The organism is Lysinibacillus sp. TE18511 (genome assembly GCF_054062295.1).
On record NZ_JBSSFD010000011.1, the window covers coordinates 70,176 to 85,333 of the forward strand.

Below are 15,158 nucleotides of genomic sequence, written 5' to 3' on the forward strand. Positions count from 1 at the left end.
AGGCTACGTAAACGCAAAGAATCTGCTCCTTTTTCAGTTTTCACACTGAAAAAGGAGCAGATTCTTGCTAATAACCTTATTTTTGCTTGGACGGCCTACGATCATCAATTTTATCTTCACCCTGCTGTGGAAATAAAAAGTATGCGAGTACCCCTGAAAATAATGTTGCACAAATTGTAATTAGTAATTGATCTAAATTTGGTACTTCAGCATAGTATTTTCTTAACATATAAACTGAACCAATTGCCACAATTACCATGACTGGAATAACAAATTTAAAACGTTTTTTCTCCATATAATCCCCCTCCTTAAGTCTTTTTTTCACGCACTATTTTTATAAAGCTAAACAGTTCGTATTTTACAGGTTTCCTATTTAGAATTCAATTTGCTTCTTGATCAATTTCGCCTTGGCGTAATTGTAGCTGTCGCTTCGCTTTCACATAGATAAACAATGCTTCCGAAGGCTTTGGACCAACAGATGTTTTTTGTACGAAAGCGTAGTGCTAACGTAGCGACAGCAACATGATGTTGGCCCCTCAGTTATTGCCACAGGACGTGGGGTTCTTCGCTGAATGAAGATAAAAAAGTCCATTTCATGACGTTTAATCGACAATCGTCTGTCATTATTATAAAAAATTTTTAGAAATAAACGAAAATTTTAACCAAAAAACCAACAAAAAATAGTAGAATGATTAAATACATTATCTTTAGTACATTACAAACTTTACAATTTACAAAGAGTCTTTATTTGATCTATTTATTTTGCATTTATTAAAGAATGGAGCAAACAACAATGAGTTGGTTTACAAAAAACAGCATTTCTAGCTACTCAATAACGTTAACACCTGAGGCATTTCAGAACAATGTGCATTTAGATGTTTCTAATCACCCTAGATTACAAAAACAATTGCAATTATTAGATTTAACGACTGAGGATTTAGCCATTATTAAACAACTACAACCTTTAGCTAAAGATCTAATCCCTAAAATGGTAGATCAATTTTATGCAGCCATTAGTTTAAGTCCGGATTTAATAAATATTATTAATAGAACTTCACATATTGACCGTTTAAAAGTTACTTTACATAAGCATTTAAGTGATATCTTCGAATGCAATATTAATGACTCTTATATTCACGAACGGAAGGCAATTGCCGAGACCCATGTTCGCATTGGTCTACAGTCAAAGTGGTATATCGCTTCATTCCAGTCATTAACTTCAACTTTTACAAACTTTGTAAATGAGTTAGATATTTCTAAGAATGATACAATTCGTGCCATTAATGCATTCTGCAAAATTATTAACTTCGAGCAACAGCTTGTTATAGAGGCGTATGAAAAAGAAGAAGACCGTATTCGTACCGAAGCTACTGAAACAAAGATCTCTCTTGTTACTACCATTCAAAAAACTGCTGAGGAGCTAAACTCAATTAGTGAGGAGACAGCAGCTTCGTTACTAGTCATCTCCTCTCAAACAGATGACATTGCAGTAGCTACTAAGCAAGGGTTAAGCTTCGTTGCTGATACGCAGGAAAAATCTAAAAGGGGACAACAACAGCTGCAAGAGCAGAATGACTTAATACAAGTTATTTTACAAAGTGTGAACGGTCTTGAGGTAACAATGAACCAGCTACGTACGTCCTCTCAGAAGATTTCAGAAATTGTTGGACTTGTAACTGGCATTGCAGATCAAACAAATTTATTAGCACTAAATGCTTCTATTGAGGCAGCTCGTGCTGGTGAGCATGGGAAGGGCTTTGCTGTTGTTGCTGAAGAAGTCCGTAAGCTTGCTGAGGAAACAAAAAATGCTGTACAAAATGTTTCCCATCTCATTAAAGAAACAGAAAGTAATATTACAACAATGTCGAATTCCGTTATTAACGTTGACCAAAAAATTCAACATAGTGTAGATACACAAAACAGTTTATCTAAATCATTTAATGATATCGCCGATGCTGTTTCTGGAATTCAACAGCAATATGTAAATACATCCAGAGATATTTCAGCCATCTCCAATTTAATAACTGAGCTGTCACAAGGGGCTACGCTTGTCTCTTCCTCTTCCGACTCGCTTATCAATGTTGTAAATGAGCTAAATTTGTAAAACCGTAAAAAAGGGAAACTGACAGTATACGTCAATTTCCCTTTTCATTTAATGCGGCAATGCACGTTTTTGTTTCCGATGCTCTCGTCGTGCTGGTCCCGTTTCAAACAGACGCTTTTCTGCATCTGTTTCAGGATAAATTGCTGGAACTGGCTTAGGTTTCCCTTCATCATCTATTGCAACCATCGTTACAAAGGATTCCGTTGTTAATTTTTCCTCACCCGTTCCAATGTTTCGTGAAATTACTCGAACATAGACTTCCATTGAAGAACGTCCAGTTGACGAAACAATACTTTCAATTTCTAAAATATCCCCTACATGTGCTGCTGACAAAAAATCAACAGAATCAATAGAGGCTGTGACTACAAGCCCTTTCGCATGCTTCATTGCTGTGATTGCAGCAATTTCATCAATATAAGCTAACACTCTTCCACCGAAAATGGAATTGTGATTATTTGTATCTGGCGGTAATACGAGACGCGTTTGAACCGTACGTGACATGCTCATGGGTACAGCGTTGTTTGTCATAAATCTTATAACTTCCCTTCATGTATGTTCTTTCGTCATCGTATCGCAGATAAAGAGTTGATGCAAATTTAGAATGATTTTTTCATCGTAATAAACTTCATATCCGTCATTTCCTCAATAGCCCACTTAATGCCTTCACGACCGTAACCACTCATTTTTACGCCGCCATATGGCATATTATCAACTCTGAATGTTGGAATATCGTTTATAATAACAGCGCCTACTTGTAATTCATCCGCTGCACGTAACGCATCTGGCAATACATTCGTATAAATCCCTGCATTTAAGCCAAGTTCCGACTCATTCACTAGTCGAATAGCGTCGTCTAATGTTTCATATGAAACAATTGAGACGATTGGTGCGAATGTTTCTTGACAAACTACTTTCATATTCGCTGTCACATTCGTCATAACAGTTGGTGTTAATGTACGCTCAGTGAACGTTCCTCCTGTTGCAACTATCGCACCTTGCGCCTTTGCTTCCTCAATCCATTGACGAATACGTTCAACTTCACCAGCATTAATCATCGCACTAACATCTGTATTTTTATCGAGCGGGTCACCTACTACAAGCTTTTCAGTTTCTGCCACAAATGCTTTTGTGAACTCATCGATAATCGATGCATGGACGTAAATACGTTGTAATGAAATACAAACCTGGCCTGCAAAATTAAAGGCACCTCCGACACAACGCTGAATAATTTTATCAATTGGTGTCGACGGTTCAACAATTACTGCCGCATTGGAACCAAGCTCTAATGTTATTTTACGTAAACCGATCTTTTCCTTAATGCCCAAACCGACTTTGCCACTACCCGTGAATGTCACCTTTTTCACGTATGGATGTGTCACGAGTGTATCGCTAAGCTCACCACCGCTACCGGTAACAATCTGTAGCGCACCTTCAGGTAGACCCGCTTGCTGAAAAATTTCCGCCATGACAATAGAACTTAATGGTGTTTGTGTCGCTGGCTTTAACACAACTGTATTACCAACTGCAAAGGCAGGACCTAATTTATGTGCTACTAAATTAAATGGAAAATTGAATGGCGTAATGGCGGAAATCACACCTAAAGGTTCTCGTTTTGTCCAGCCAATACGGTCCCCTGCCCCAGGTGCGGCATCCATAGGCACCGTCTCACCCATTGCTTGCTTAGCACCTTCTGCAGCAAATTGATAAGTTGCTATTGTGCGTTCTATTTCGGTTAAGCCTGCAGATATTGGCTTACCTGCCTCTAAGGCCAAAATCTCAGCTAATTCCTCTTTACGTTGTCGCATTATGTCGACCACTTTATATAAAATTTCGGCGCGTTCGTAGGCTGTTGTCTTTTTAAACGTTTGGAATGCCTCCTGTGCACCTTCTATTGCTTGCTCAACATCAGAAATTGACGCCTTAGCTACCTTTGCAATAACCTCACCACTATAGGGTGACTTCAGCTCATATGTTTCCTTTGCGTTCTTCCACTGACCGTTTATCCAAAGCTTCGTTTCTTTCATCCTTCAAATGCACCTCCAAAATCATGTTCATCTTTATTTTATCACGAAGAACTTGAACTAGAAGCTGCAGCTGCTGCAGAAACTGCTGCTAACATTGCTGTTTGTTGTGCTTGGATTATTAATTGAATAGATGACATAATTGTCATTGATAAAGATTGTTGTACCTTAGCCATATCATACATAGCAATTTGTATGGCCATAAATAACACGAATTCACGATGCCATTTCAATAGTTTCATACTCTTCAATTCATGGTATAAATCCACAATTTGTTGAAGGTGTGCACTATTCACTTCAAGAATTGCTAAAAATCCGAGTAATGGATAGTGCATCGTTTTGACCTTTACATCCTGTTTTTTTAATGTGTCACGGATTGTCACCACATTTGGCACTAACTTACTATCATATTGAGGAGATAAGAACGTCAATATTTGTGATAGCCATTGTAGTTCGTTCCCCGCATTAAAATTATATGTACGCAATTCTTTATAATAACGATTCATTGTTTCAGCACGAAGAACCACATCATCAGATGCGTCACTTAACAATACCGTATAGGGTATATCGTCGTTAGCCGTTAAAAATCGATGATGCTTACGGATCTCTTCATATAATGCACGTGCTGCCTGTGCATGTGCACGTTTCTCACTTTCCACCTCAGTTAAAAACTGTGCACCAATAAAAATAAAATTGCCGCCTCTAAATTTCGCTTCCTTCAATATGCTTACGTTTGACAGTAGATTTTTTACCGCTTGTCCCGTATCCTCTTGCTCCATCAAATTTGCAGCAATACTATACCTTACTGCTGTTCTTAACGGAGAAGCCCATGAAGATTGCTCTTTCATTTCTTGTAATACTTCTTTATATTTAACGGAATCAAAGGTTTTTCCTGACGCCACATATTTGCTTGCAATTGCTAGTACAATTTTACGATCAACGGTCCATCCGACAGCCTTCGCTACATCCTCCACAGTTTGTGTAAATTGGTTTTCAATCATAGTAAATTCCATATTCAACACACTCCTTTTCCATATTTACGTAATATAACGTTAAAAGGATTCATCACTTTTGGCACATCACTATCCCCAAGGAGTCGCCCAGCCTACACTCCAATTAACTTCTATACATGGCAAGATGATGAGCCTCAGTTTTGTAACAATTAACACAAAAAGTAAGCCTAATTTAATGTATGTAGCTCGATTTTATATGGTTTAATGAACATAATTAAAAATGAGTGGAGGAACTGATGTTGATTGAAATAACCATAACCAGTAGAAAGTCCTTATTCAAGGAAACCTTACAAGATCGATTACGATTATTTTTGATATTACGTAACTCTCCAAATAATATAGCCTTACATAAACTGTTTCAGAAAAAATAACATAGAAAAACAGCGACTAAACGTTGTCGTTTTGCCGCTGTTTTCAATTTTCAATATAATGACGCTGTTAAATTAACCCCAATTCCCTTAACTCCTCTGTTGAAAAGGCTCTTGATCTTGTTAAAAATCGTTTACCTTCAACGCCTTCAAGCGAGAACATACCGCCCCTGCCATCAACTACGTCCAAGATTATTTGTGTATGCTTCCAATAATCGTATTGATTTTTATGCATATAGAAAGGAGTACCACCAATTTCCCCAAGGCAAACATCTTGATCGCCTAATAGTAAGTCGCCTTCAGGGTAACACATTGGTGAGGAACCGTCACAGCATCCACCTGATTGATGAAACATAACGGGTCCATGCTTTTCTTTCAATAATTCGATTAGTGCTAGCGCTTCTGCTGTTGCTAAAACACGCTCGACCACGCTCATGCACCTCCCTATTAATTAGAAGAAACCAAGTTTGTTTTCGCTATAGCTAACTAATAAGTTTTTCGTTTGCTGATAATGCGATAGCATCATTTTATGGTTTTCACGGCCGACACCCGACATTTTATAGCCACCGAACGCTGCATGTGCAGGATAAGCATGGTAGCAGTTTGTCCAAACACGACCTGCTTGAATACCTCGACCGAAGCGGTATGCTGTATTCATATCGCGTGTCCATACACCTGCACCTAAACCATATAATGTGTCATTCGCAATTTCTAATGCTTCCTCTTTTGTTTTAAATGTTGTTACAGCAACAACTGGTCCGAAAATCTCTTCTTGGAAAATACGCATTTTATTATGCCCTTTGAAGACAGTTGGCTTAACGTAGTAACCATTTTCAAAACCAGATCCTACATTATTTTTCTCTCCCCCAATTAGACATTCTGCACCTTCTTGCTTACCAATATCTAAGTAAGAAAGAATTTTTTCCATTTGCTCACTTGAAGCCTGTGCTCCCATCATCGTATTCGGATCAAGCGGATTTCCAACTTTAATCGCTTCAACACGTTGTAGGACGCGCTCCATAAATTTATCGTAAATGGATTCTTGAATTAATGCACGAGAAGGACATGTACATACTTCACCTTGGTTTAATGCGAATAATACAAAGCCCTCAACTGCTTTATCTAAAAAGGCATCATCTTCATCCATAATATCTTCGAAGAAAATATTTGGTGATTTACCGCCCAATTCTAATGTAACTGGAATAAGGTTTTGCGAAGCATATTGCATAATTAAGCGACCTGTCGTAGTTTCACCAGTAAAGGCAATCTTACCGATGCGTGGATTCGACGCTAGTGGCTTCCCTGCCTCTAAGCCAAAGCCGTTGACAACGTTCAGTACACCCGCTGGCAATAAATCTTCTATTAATTCAACGAGCATCATAATCGAAATTGGTGTTTGCTCTGCAGGCTTTAATACTACACAGTTTCCAGCTGCAAGTGCAGGCGCTAGCTTCCAAACAGCCATTAATAACGGGAAGTTCCAAGGAATAATTTGACCTACTACCCCAATCGGCTCATGGAAGTGATAAGCAACTGTATCATTATCGATTTGGCTTACTGCGCCTTCTTGTGCACGTAAAGCCCCTGCGAAATAACGGAAATGATCAATGGCAAGAGGGATATCTGCATTTAATGTCTCACGTACCGCTTTACCGTTATCCCATGTTTCGGCAACAGCTAGCTTTTCTAAGTTTTGTTCAATGCGGTCCGCGATTTTAAGTAAAATGTTTGCACGCTCTGTTGCGGATGTTGTTCCCCATGCATCTTTTGCGGCATGTGCTGCATCAATTGCAAGTTCAATATCCTCAGCAGTAGAACGAGCTACTTGTGTAAAAACTTGCCCAGTAACAGGAGTAACATTATCAAAGTATTGACCTTTCACTGGGGATGTCCATTCTCCGCCGATAAAATTATCATATTTCTCTTTGAATTGAACTACCGATCCTTCAGTGTTTGGAAATGCATAAACCATTTTACTTCTCCCCTTTACACAAAATAATGAGAATATATCTACAAAAATCGATATTTTTATCGAAATAACAATATTTTCATAGAAGCTCTCTTACCTAATATATTGTCAGAAACAAAAAATAATTTCAACTTTTTTAAAAATTCTTTCGACAATTTATTTTTGCTAGAAAAGCCTCTAGGATTCACGGTGTGATCAACGATAATGTATACTTAAAATAATATAAATGTATAGGAGAACAGTATGCGAATTAATAAATATTTGAGTGAAACAGGCATCGTATCTCGTCGCGGCGCAGATAAATGGATAGCAGAAGGTAAAGTAACGATTAATGGTGAACTTGCTACAGTCGGCAGTCAAGTTGAGGCTGGTGATATGGTTTGCGTTGATGGAAAAGAGGTAAAAAAAGAAGAACAGCTCGTATATATTGCCTTGAACAAACCAGTAGGAATTACAAGTACAACTGAACGTCATATAAAAGGAAATGTTGTTGATTTTGTCAATCACCCTCTACGTATTTTTCATATTGGACGACTCGACAAAGAATCAGAGGGGCTATTATTACTGACGAATGACGGTGATATCGTCAATAAAATTTTACGTGCGGAAAACCATCACGAAAAAGAGTATATCGTACAAGTTGATCAACCTATTACGGAGCAATTTATTAGAAAAATGGGGGCTGGTGTAGATATTTTAGATACTACAACTTTACCTTGTTATGTTGAAAAAATATCTGATAAAGTCTTTAAAATCATTTTAGAGCAGGGCTTAAATCGTCAAATACGTCGTATGTGTTCGGCACTTGGCTACTCCGTTAAACGTCTACAACGTATTCGTATTATGAATATTAAACTTGGAAATTTAAAGGTTGGACAGTGGCGCGATTTAACAGAAAAAGAACGAACAGAACTATTCAGACTACTTAAATACACACCAAAATAAAGCAATTTAAGGGGATGAGACTATGCTGTCAATTCAAAGTACTGAGCAGTTAACAGGGGCGCGATTTAGTGGGGATTTCTGGGATTTAGATGAGCTGATTAATGCCATTTACAAAATAACTGGGGATGAAAATAAGTATTATGATTATCAAGGGGCACGCTTTCGCATCCTTAGTGTCTGCTATAATCTACGCCTAGCTACCAAGGGGGAGCATCAGCTTGAGTTTGTCAGTAATGGACTTAATAAAAGTGTACTGACACAGCATGGACTAATTTTTCCAAACAAAAATGTTTATTTCGCAACAGAGGTTCTATGGCCAGAGCTGATTTTTACTGCTATCGCATTAAATGATTTCATTCGACTACATCAGGAGCTTATTGATTCCTCTGATTGGAATATGGACATTGCTGCAGTTCGTAAATTCCAATCAGCAGTTGCTGAATGTCTAGAGCAGGAGCTTAAGGAGGAAGAATATTTAGTATTTATAAGAATGCTGCATACTAAAAGTCCGTTAACATTCCGTTATGCGACACAGTATGTTGATATATTGAATCTAGAGTATATTCAACTAGATTTAGATGCACGCAAAGCTCATTTAGCGTCATTTGCTCTCCGATTAATGTTAGAAGATGATGAATATGTAGCGCTAAAATTACAGCTCATGAAAGCTGCGATTACTACTAAAAAAGCGTTGCATGAAATTGAAATTACAGCTAAATATCCTGAAACTATTTTGTGGTAAATAGGAAGCGCCGTCTCAACTAATTTTGAGACGGCACTGTTCTTCTATTGAATCTTCTTGTAAGCCATTTTTAGAATAACTTCCTCGTGTTGCGGATAGTCAGCTAAAAGCTCCTCTTGTGTAAACAATTCAAAGTCCTCAAAATCAAAACCTGGTGCAACCATACAGCCTACCAAACTAAAAGTATCTGCATCCTCTACGGACGAGCCAAATATAGTGTTTTTCGGTACTGCTATTTGCGGTACTTCTCCTGCTTCAACATTTAATCCAAGCTTCTTGGCCTCATATGTACCATCCGGAAAAATCATATGGACTGTTAGCGGACTACCAGCATGATAATACCAAAGCTCGTCCGATTTCAAACGATGCAAATGCGATAAATCCTGGGAACGTAGTAAGAAATAAATGCTCGTATAAATTGGCCTCTGCACATCCCTTACAGCCATATCCTCAGATGCCCGAAACGAGGATATATAATAACCTCCTTCTGGATGTTTTGCTAAATTTAATTTTTCAATAAAATATTGTGCTGAGTAATTCATAAACTTCACTCCTTTCTTTCACATTACCAAATTATAAAGAACGAATGCTACTGCTATTTCATCGCTTTGATCATTCCACTTCGTTTTGGCCATTCTTTCTGTCGCTTTGACTTATTTCCGTCGCCTTGACTGTTCTATCCATCGCTCTAGCCTTTCTATCTGTCGCTTTGACTTATTTCCGTCGCTTTAATCATTCCATCCGTCGCTTTGCCCTTTCTATCCGTCGCTTTGCCCTTTCTATCCGTCGCTCTATTCTTTCTATCCTTCGCTTTAACGGCTCTATCCATCTGCTCACTCCTATCGCTCATACAAAAAAGACGTCCCAGAAACCGAGACGCCTTCTCCCTCTATAAACCACCTAAATAAGCTGCCTTAACTTGTTCACTCTCTTGAAGCTCTTTTGCTGTACCTGATAATACAATACGTCCTGTTTCAAGTACATACGCACGATTTGCTACTGATAACGCCATATTCGCATTTTGCTCAACCAGCAACACGGTTGTACCCTCTTTATTTACTTGCTCAATAATATTAAAAATATTTTTTACCATAAGTGGTGCAAGCCCCATTGAAGGTTCATCCATCAATAACAATTTCGGTTTTGCCATTAATGCTCGCCCCATCGCCAGCATTTGTTGCTCACCACCAGATAATGTACCTGATTGCTGTTTACGGCGCTCTAAAAGACGTGGAAATAGTTCAAACACATGGTCCATATCTTTTTTAATGCCAGCTTTATCGTTACGCAAATATGCCCCAAGCTCTAAGTTCTCTTCAACTGACATATTGGCAAAAACACGACGCCCTTCTGGAACATGTGAAATACCTGATTTTACAATTGTCTGTGCAGCCTTCCCTGCGATGGAGAAACCCTCATATTCAATGATGCCGCCCTTTGGTTTTAATAAACCTGATAATGTTTTTAATAATGTACTTTTACCAGCACCGTTTGCACCGATTAACGTTACAATTTCACCCTCATTTACTTCTAAAGAGAGGCCCTTTAATGCTTGAATGTTTCCGTAAAATACATCTATATTTTGTACTCTTAGCATTAGCTGATAACCTCCTCACCAAGGTAAGCTTCAATTACCTTGGGATTGTTACGTATTTCTTCTGGTGTTCCATCAGCGATTAATTGACCGTGATCGAGCACATAAATGCGTTCACAAATCCCCATAACTAAGCTCATATCATGCTCAATTAGAAGAATTGTTAAGCCAAATTCTTTACGAATAAATGCTATTAATTCCATTAAATCTTGCGTTTCCTGCGGGTTCATCCCTGCTGCTGGCTCATCCAATAAAAGTAGCTTAGGGTTTGCAGCTAAGGCACGAGCAATTTCTAATCGACGTTGCATCCCATAAGGTAAATTTTTCGCAAGCTCATCCTTATAAACATCTAAGCCAAAGATTTTTAGGAACTCAATAGATTGATGCTCCATTTCTGCCTCACCTTTAAAGTGATTCGGCAAACGGAAAATAGAAGACCACATGGAATGCTTGGCAAGCGAATGGTTCGCTACCTTTACATTATCTAAAACAGAGAGCTCTTTAAATAAACGAATATTTTGGAACGTACGGCTAATACCTTTTTGTGTTACTTGATATGGTGCAAGCCCGTTCAACTTTATACTGTCAAATGTAATCGTGCCTTCAGTTGGCTTATACACTCCGGTAAGCATGTTAAAGCTCGTTGTTTTACCAGCACCATTTGGCCCTATCAGACCTACTAGTTCTCCTTGGTTTAGGTACATATTAACGCCCTGTACCGCCTTTAAACCACCGAATTGAATGCCCATGTTTTCAACATTGATAAGAAGGTTTCCAGTCATTATTTTGTACCTCCTTTTTTACCAAACTTAAATAAATCCGTCACTTCTTTTGTTCCCATCAAACCTGTTGGACGGTACAGCATTACGACTATTAATACTAAACTGTAAATAATCATACGTGTTTCTGGGAAGTTTGCTAGATATGCCGAGACTACTGTTAAGAAAATCGCAGCGATGACCGATCCTGAAAGACTTCCTAAGCCACCAAGAACGACATAAATTAAAATATCAAATGATTTTAAGAAACCGAAAGTTGTCGGTTGAATAATGTAAAAGTTATGTGCAAAGATGGCCCCTGCAAGACCAGCAAAGAAAGAACCAATCGCGAACGCTATAACTTTATAGTAGGTTGTATTAATACCCATTGCATCAGCCGCAATTTCATCCTCACGAATCGATATGCATGCACGACCGTGGCGAGAATTTGTAAAGTTAGAGATTACTAGAATTGTTAAAACCACACCTACGAATGCATAAGTCCAGTTTGATAAATATTTAACTTGCATCCCCGCTGCGCCACCAACATAATCCGTATTTAAAAAGACAATACGAATAATCTCCGCAAATCCAAGTGTTGCAATCGCTAAATAATCACCCTTCAAACGTAATGTCGGAATACCTACGATTAAACCGGCAACCGCTGCTGCAAGCGCCCCTAAGAAAATGGCTAAAGGGAACGGAAGCATTAATTTAGTTGTAATAATCGCAGAAATATACGCTCCTACCGCTAGGAAACCAGCATGCCCAATGGAGAACTGACCAGTAATCCCAATAACGATGTGCAAGCTGACCGCAAGCATAATGTTAATACACATTGTAATTAACATATTTTGATAGTAAATATCAAGAACACCTGAAGAAATAAGTACTTGTACTATCGCATAGATGACCAACGCTAATACGGCATAGCCCCAAAAAACTTTAGACTTTTTCATAATACCGCTCACCTACACTTTCTCACGGGCGTTTTTACCAAAGATACCCGATGGTCTGAAGATTAAGATTAAGATTAAAATAACGAATGCCGCTGCATCGCGCCATAAAGAAAAACCAAGTGCACTTACTAATGATTCCACAACACCTAATAACATACCGCCAACCATGGCACCAGGAATAATACCAATACCACCTAGTACTGCAGCAATGAACGCTTTAACCCCTGGAATAACCCCCATTAATGGATCGATTTTCGTATAGTAAATGCCAAAGATAACACCTGCTGCGCCAGCTAAAGCAGAACCAATTGCGAATGTTGCTGAAATTGTATTATCTACGTTAATCCCCATTAAACGTGCTGCATCAGCATCATGAGAAACTGCGCGCATAGCTTTTCCGATCTTTGTTTTATGAACGATGAATTGTAAAAGAATCATCAGTACAATTGCTACCGTTAAAATTAAAATAGATGTACTACTAATTTGAACCCCGAAAACATCAAAAGATTTATTTTTAATGACTTCAGGATATGCCGCTGGTTGCGCACCTCTGAAGAAAATAGTCGTGTATTCGATTAATAGCGATACACCGATTGCTGTAATTAAAGCTGCAATACGTGTTGCATTTCGTAAACGCTTATAAGCAATACGTTCAATTAAAACACCAAAGATTGCACAAACTGCCATCGCCAATAATAGTGCCGGGAAGAAGCCAAGCTCCCATTTAGCAATTGCATAAAAGCCAATAAATGACCCAATCATGAAGACATCACCGTGGGCAAAGTTAATCAGCTTAATAATGCCGTATACCATCGTATACCCTAACGCTATTAACGCGTAGATACTACCGAGTGAAATACCATTCACAAGCTGTTGTATCCATTCCATGAGCGTTCACTCCTTTTATTTTTCGAAAAATGCAAAAATTTAACTTACTTCTACATGTTATTATTGAAAATAGAGTAAATTGTGTCCTCTTAAAAAATTTTTTCATGGTCTATCAATTTCGCCTTGGCGTAATTGCGTCCGGATTTTGAATTGTGCTCGCACAATTCACTCCTTTCAAAATCCGTGACATCCACCGGAGGCTTTATTTTCATTAAGTAGGTGCTTGGACACTGTAAATGAACCATATCCGCATTCATCTCACCATCTTCAATGGTGGGAGTCTTCACTGAATGAAAATAAACAAAAAGGAAGACGTGTTTACCCGCCTCCCCTTGCCTAGAAAACATTAAGGATTAACTTTAGAGTTGAACACTTGTTTACCGTCTTTAAATTCAAGAACTGTTGCTGTTTTAATTGGGTTATGATCTTTGTCAACTGAGAAAGTACCTGTTACTAAAGAAAGATCTTTTGTGTCAGCCAATGCTTTTTGAATTGCTTCCCCCTCCGTAGAGCCTGCACGCTTAATAGCATCAGCAATGTAGTAAATTGTGTCATAGCCAAGTGCATTGAATGCATCAGGTGCTTTGTCTTTGTTCGCTGCTTTAAATGCCTTTACGAAGTCTTGAATTTTTTGATCTGGGTCTTCTGCAGAGTAATGGTTTGTAATATATGTGTTATTCAACGCATCCGCACCAGCTAGCTCTACTAATGTCGGTGAATCCCAACCATCAGCTCCCATCAGTGGTACATCGATACCCATTTCACGTGCTTGTTTAACAATTAAACCAACCTCTTCATAGTATCCTGGGATAAAGATAAAGTCTGGTTTAGCTGCTTTAATATTTGTTAATTGTGTACGGAAGTCAGCATCCTTAGCCACATACGCTTCTTCTTCTACAACTTTCCCACCATTTTTAGTAATCGTTTCTTTAAATGATTTTGCTAAACCTTTTGCATAGTCGGATGCATTGTCCGCAAAAATAGCTACGTTTTTAGCTTTCAATTCACCAGAAGCGAAGTTCGCTGCCACAATCCCTTGGAATGGATCAATGAAACAAGTACGGAATGCGTATTCATTAACGCTGCCATCATCATTTACTGTAATGTTAGGAGCTGTACCAGAACCAGTAACGATTGGAATTTTCTTGTCGTTCGCAATTTGCACAGTTGCAACTGTATTACCAGAAGTTGCTGGGGCTAGCATTGCTACTACTTTATCTTGTGTTGCTAGTTTAATAGCTGCTGTAGTTGCCTCTGCGTTTTCTGATTTATTATCTACTTTAATAAGCTCGATTTTCTTACCGTCGATACCGCCCTTATCATTAATTTCTTTAACTGCTAGCTCTGCGCCTAGAGCAATTGAAGAACCATAGGAAGCTACGTTACCAGAAAGCTCTAAATTCGCACCAATTTTAATCGTATCGCCATCAGAAGAACCGCCTCCTGAACCTGAGCTATCTCCGTTTCCACAACCAGCAAGAACACCCGCAAGTAATGAAGAAGCAACTAGAAGTGAACCGAACTTTTTAAGCTTTTTGTTCTCTCTCATAATTTTATCCCCCTTGAAATTTCTCAAATATTAGATATTTCTGATAATTATAAACAATTAAATTCATTTCCTCAATAACAAAAATGACCAAAACTATTATTTATAACTATGCTAAAACTAAATTAGAATATTATTCATTTAAGCCTTTTACATTGTAAAACATTCTTTATATTTAGTCTAGAGTGATTTTTCAGTATAATTAGTAATTTTCGAATTATCTATTAATTATTGATGTTTATTACTACAAA

The 15,158-nt window shown here is 38.2% G+C and carries 17 protein-coding genes; 4 read left to right on the forward strand and 13 right to left on the reverse strand.

Annotated features, from left to right (window positions below):
• Positions 1-76: 76 nt before the first annotated feature.
• Positions 77-295, reverse strand: coding sequence for a hypothetical protein (locus tag ACVWXS_RS10770; protein WP_368637287.1), 219 nt, complete (start codon positions 293-295; stop codon positions 77-79).
• A gap of 498 nt (positions 296-793) precedes the next feature.
• On the opposite strand from ACVWXS_RS10770, the gene ACVWXS_RS10775 reads away from it, so the two are divergent.
• Positions 794-2,104: a protoglobin domain-containing protein gene (locus ACVWXS_RS10775; RefSeq protein WP_368637286.1), complete on the forward strand. Its 1,311-nt coding sequence runs from the start codon at positions 794-796 to the stop codon at positions 2,102-2,104.
• Positions 2,105-2,152: 48 nt separating this feature from the next.
• Here ACVWXS_RS10775 and ACVWXS_RS10780 read toward each other — a convergent pair whose 3' ends face one another.
• The 5 genes from ACVWXS_RS10780 to adh all read right to left on the reverse strand — a co-directional run bounded on the left by ACVWXS_RS10780 (position 2,153) and on the right by adh (position 7,478).
• Positions 2,153-2,632: an acyl-CoA thioesterase gene (locus ACVWXS_RS10780; RefSeq protein WP_068985721.1), complete on the reverse strand. Its 480-nt coding sequence runs from the start codon at positions 2,630-2,632 to the stop codon at positions 2,153-2,155.
• A 68-nt stretch (positions 2,633-2,700) separates the two neighbouring features.
• Entirely contained in the window at positions 2,701-4,128 is a 1,428-nt protein-coding gene (locus ACVWXS_RS10785) for an aldehyde dehydrogenase family protein (protein WP_368637285.1), read from the reverse strand.
• A 41-nt stretch (positions 4,129-4,169) separates the two neighbouring features.
• On the reverse strand, positions 4,170-5,138 hold the full coding sequence (locus ACVWXS_RS10790) for a DUF4003 family protein (protein WP_456958187.1): 969 nt from the start codon (positions 5,136-5,138) through the stop codon (positions 4,170-4,172).
• A gap of 438 nt (positions 5,139-5,576) precedes the next feature.
• Positions 5,577-5,936 carry a DUF779 domain-containing protein gene (locus tag ACVWXS_RS10795; protein WP_427496973.1) on the reverse strand — a complete coding sequence of 120 codons (360 nt, stop codon included), beginning with the start codon at positions 5,934-5,936 and terminating at the stop codon, positions 5,577-5,579.
• Positions 5,937-5,957: 21 nt separating this feature from the next.
• Positions 5,958-7,478, reverse strand: a complete 1,521-nt coding sequence (gene adh, locus ACVWXS_RS10800) for an aldehyde dehydrogenase (protein WP_456958189.1) — start codon at positions 7,476-7,478, stop codon at positions 5,958-5,960.
• A gap of 240 nt (positions 7,479-7,718) precedes the next feature.
• Between adh and rluF the strand changes: the two genes are divergently transcribed.
• Both rluF and ACVWXS_RS10810 read left to right on the forward strand, forming a co-directional pair.
• The gene (gene rluF, locus ACVWXS_RS10805; RefSeq protein WP_368637282.1) at positions 7,719-8,420 is read left to right on the forward strand and encodes a 23S rRNA pseudouridine(2604) synthase RluF; all 702 of its coding nucleotides are present in this window, start codon (positions 7,719-7,721) and stop codon (positions 8,418-8,420) included.
• A gap of 22 nt (positions 8,421-8,442) precedes the next feature.
• The gene (locus ACVWXS_RS10810; protein WP_456958192.1) at positions 8,443-9,162 is read left to right on the forward strand and encodes a DUF6904 family protein; all 720 of its coding nucleotides are present in this window, start codon (positions 8,443-8,445) and stop codon (positions 9,160-9,162) included.
• A gap of 44 nt (positions 9,163-9,206) precedes the next feature.
• Here the strand turns inward: ACVWXS_RS10810 and ACVWXS_RS10815 are convergent, their stop codons facing one another.
• The gene (locus ACVWXS_RS10815; protein ID WP_456958194.1) at positions 9,207-9,704 is read right to left on the reverse strand and encodes a cupin domain-containing protein; all 498 of its coding nucleotides are present in this window, start codon (positions 9,702-9,704) and stop codon (positions 9,207-9,209) included.
• 125 nt (positions 9,705-9,829) lie between these two features.
• Here ACVWXS_RS10815 and ACVWXS_RS10820 point away from each other — a divergent pair, with 125 nt between their 5' ends.
• Complete coding sequence (locus ACVWXS_RS10820; RefSeq protein WP_456958196.1) at positions 9,830-10,057, forward strand: hypothetical protein; 228 nt, start codon at positions 9,830-9,832, stop codon at positions 10,055-10,057.
• Here ACVWXS_RS10820 and ACVWXS_RS10825 read toward each other — a convergent pair.
• The 6 genes from ACVWXS_RS10825 to ACVWXS_RS10850 form a co-directional block, all read right to left on the reverse strand.
• A complete protein-coding gene (locus ACVWXS_RS10825; RefSeq protein WP_456958198.1) occupies positions 10,052-10,759 on the reverse strand; it encodes an ABC transporter ATP-binding protein in 708 nt (235 codons plus the stop codon). The genes ACVWXS_RS10820 and ACVWXS_RS10825 overlap by 6 nt on opposite strands.
• Positions 10,759-11,538, reverse strand: coding sequence for an ABC transporter ATP-binding protein (locus ACVWXS_RS10830; RefSeq protein WP_368637279.1), 780 nt, complete (start codon positions 11,536-11,538; stop codon positions 10,759-10,761). The genes ACVWXS_RS10825 and ACVWXS_RS10830 overlap by 1 nt, the downstream gene beginning before the upstream one ends.
• On the reverse strand, positions 11,538-12,473 hold the full coding sequence (locus ACVWXS_RS10835) for a branched-chain amino acid ABC transporter permease (RefSeq protein ID WP_374964487.1): 936 nt from the start codon (positions 12,471-12,473) through the stop codon (positions 11,538-11,540). The genes ACVWXS_RS10830 and ACVWXS_RS10835 overlap by 1 nt, the downstream gene beginning before the upstream one ends.
• A 12-nt stretch (positions 12,474-12,485) precedes the next feature.
• Positions 12,486-13,361, reverse strand: coding sequence for a branched-chain amino acid ABC transporter permease (locus tag ACVWXS_RS10840; protein ID WP_068985731.1), 876 nt, complete (start codon positions 13,359-13,361; stop codon positions 12,486-12,488).
• Between the two features lie 89 nt (positions 13,362-13,450).
• On the reverse strand, positions 13,451-13,708 hold the full coding sequence (locus tag ACVWXS_RS10845; RefSeq protein WP_456958199.1) for a hypothetical protein: 258 nt from the start codon (positions 13,706-13,708) through the stop codon (positions 13,451-13,453).
• Complete coding sequence (locus ACVWXS_RS10850) at positions 13,708-14,910, reverse strand: ABC transporter substrate-binding protein (protein WP_456958200.1); 1,203 nt, start codon at positions 14,908-14,910, stop codon at positions 13,708-13,710. The genes ACVWXS_RS10845 and ACVWXS_RS10850 overlap by 1 nt, the downstream gene beginning before the upstream one ends.
• Between the last annotated feature and the right edge of the window lie 248 nt (positions 14,911-15,158).

Excerpts from the sequence above, each read along its gene's own strand:
- ACVWXS_RS10770 (WP_368637287.1), bottom strand. The coding sequence starts at position 295 with ATGGAGAAAAAACGTTTTAAATTTGTTATTCCAGTCATGGTAATTGTG.
- ACVWXS_RS10775 (WP_368637286.1), top strand. The coding sequence starts at position 794 with ATGAGTTGGTTTACAAAAAACAGCATTTCTAGCTACTCAATAACGTTA.
- ACVWXS_RS10780 (WP_068985721.1), bottom strand. The coding sequence starts at position 2,632 with ATGACAAACAACGCTGTACCCATGAGCATGTCACGTACGGTTCAAACG.
- ACVWXS_RS10785 (WP_368637285.1), bottom strand. The coding sequence starts at position 4,128 with ATGAAAGAAACGAAGCTTTGGATAAACGGTCAGTGGAAGAACGCAAAG.
- ACVWXS_RS10790 (WP_456958187.1), bottom strand. The coding sequence starts at position 5,138 with ATGGAATTTACTATGATTGAAAACCAATTTACACAAACTGTGGAGGAT.
- adh (WP_456958189.1), bottom strand. The coding sequence starts at position 7,478 with ATGGTTTATGCATTTCCAAACACTGAAGGATCGGTAGTTCAATTCAAA.
- rluF (WP_368637282.1), top strand. The coding sequence starts at position 7,719 with ATGCGAATTAATAAATATTTGAGTGAAACAGGCATCGTATCTCGTCGC.
- ACVWXS_RS10810 (WP_456958192.1), top strand. The coding sequence starts at position 8,443 with ATGCTGTCAATTCAAAGTACTGAGCAGTTAACAGGGGCGCGATTTAGT.
- ACVWXS_RS10815 (WP_456958194.1), bottom strand. The coding sequence starts at position 9,704 with ATGAATTACTCAGCACAATATTTTATTGAAAAATTAAATTTAGCAAAA.
- ACVWXS_RS10825 (WP_456958198.1), bottom strand. The coding sequence starts at position 10,759 with ATGCTAAGAGTACAAAATATAGATGTATTTTACGGAAACATTCAAGCA.
- ACVWXS_RS10830 (WP_368637279.1), bottom strand. The coding sequence starts at position 11,538 with ATGACTGGAAACCTTCTTATCAATGTTGAAAACATGGGCATTCAATTC.
- ACVWXS_RS10835 (WP_374964487.1), bottom strand. The coding sequence starts at position 12,473 with ATGAAAAAGTCTAAAGTTTTTTGGGGCTATGCCGTATTAGCGTTGGTC.
- ACVWXS_RS10840 (WP_068985731.1), bottom strand. The coding sequence starts at position 13,361 with ATGGAATGGATACAACAGCTTGTGAATGGTATTTCACTCGGTAGTATC.
- ACVWXS_RS10845 (WP_456958199.1), bottom strand. The coding sequence starts at position 13,708 with ATGTTTTCTAGGCAAGGGGAGGCGGGTAAACACGTCTTCCTTTTTGTT.
- ACVWXS_RS10850 (WP_456958200.1), bottom strand. The coding sequence starts at position 14,910 with ATGAGAGAGAACAAAAAGCTTAAAAAGTTCGGTTCACTTCTAGTTGCT.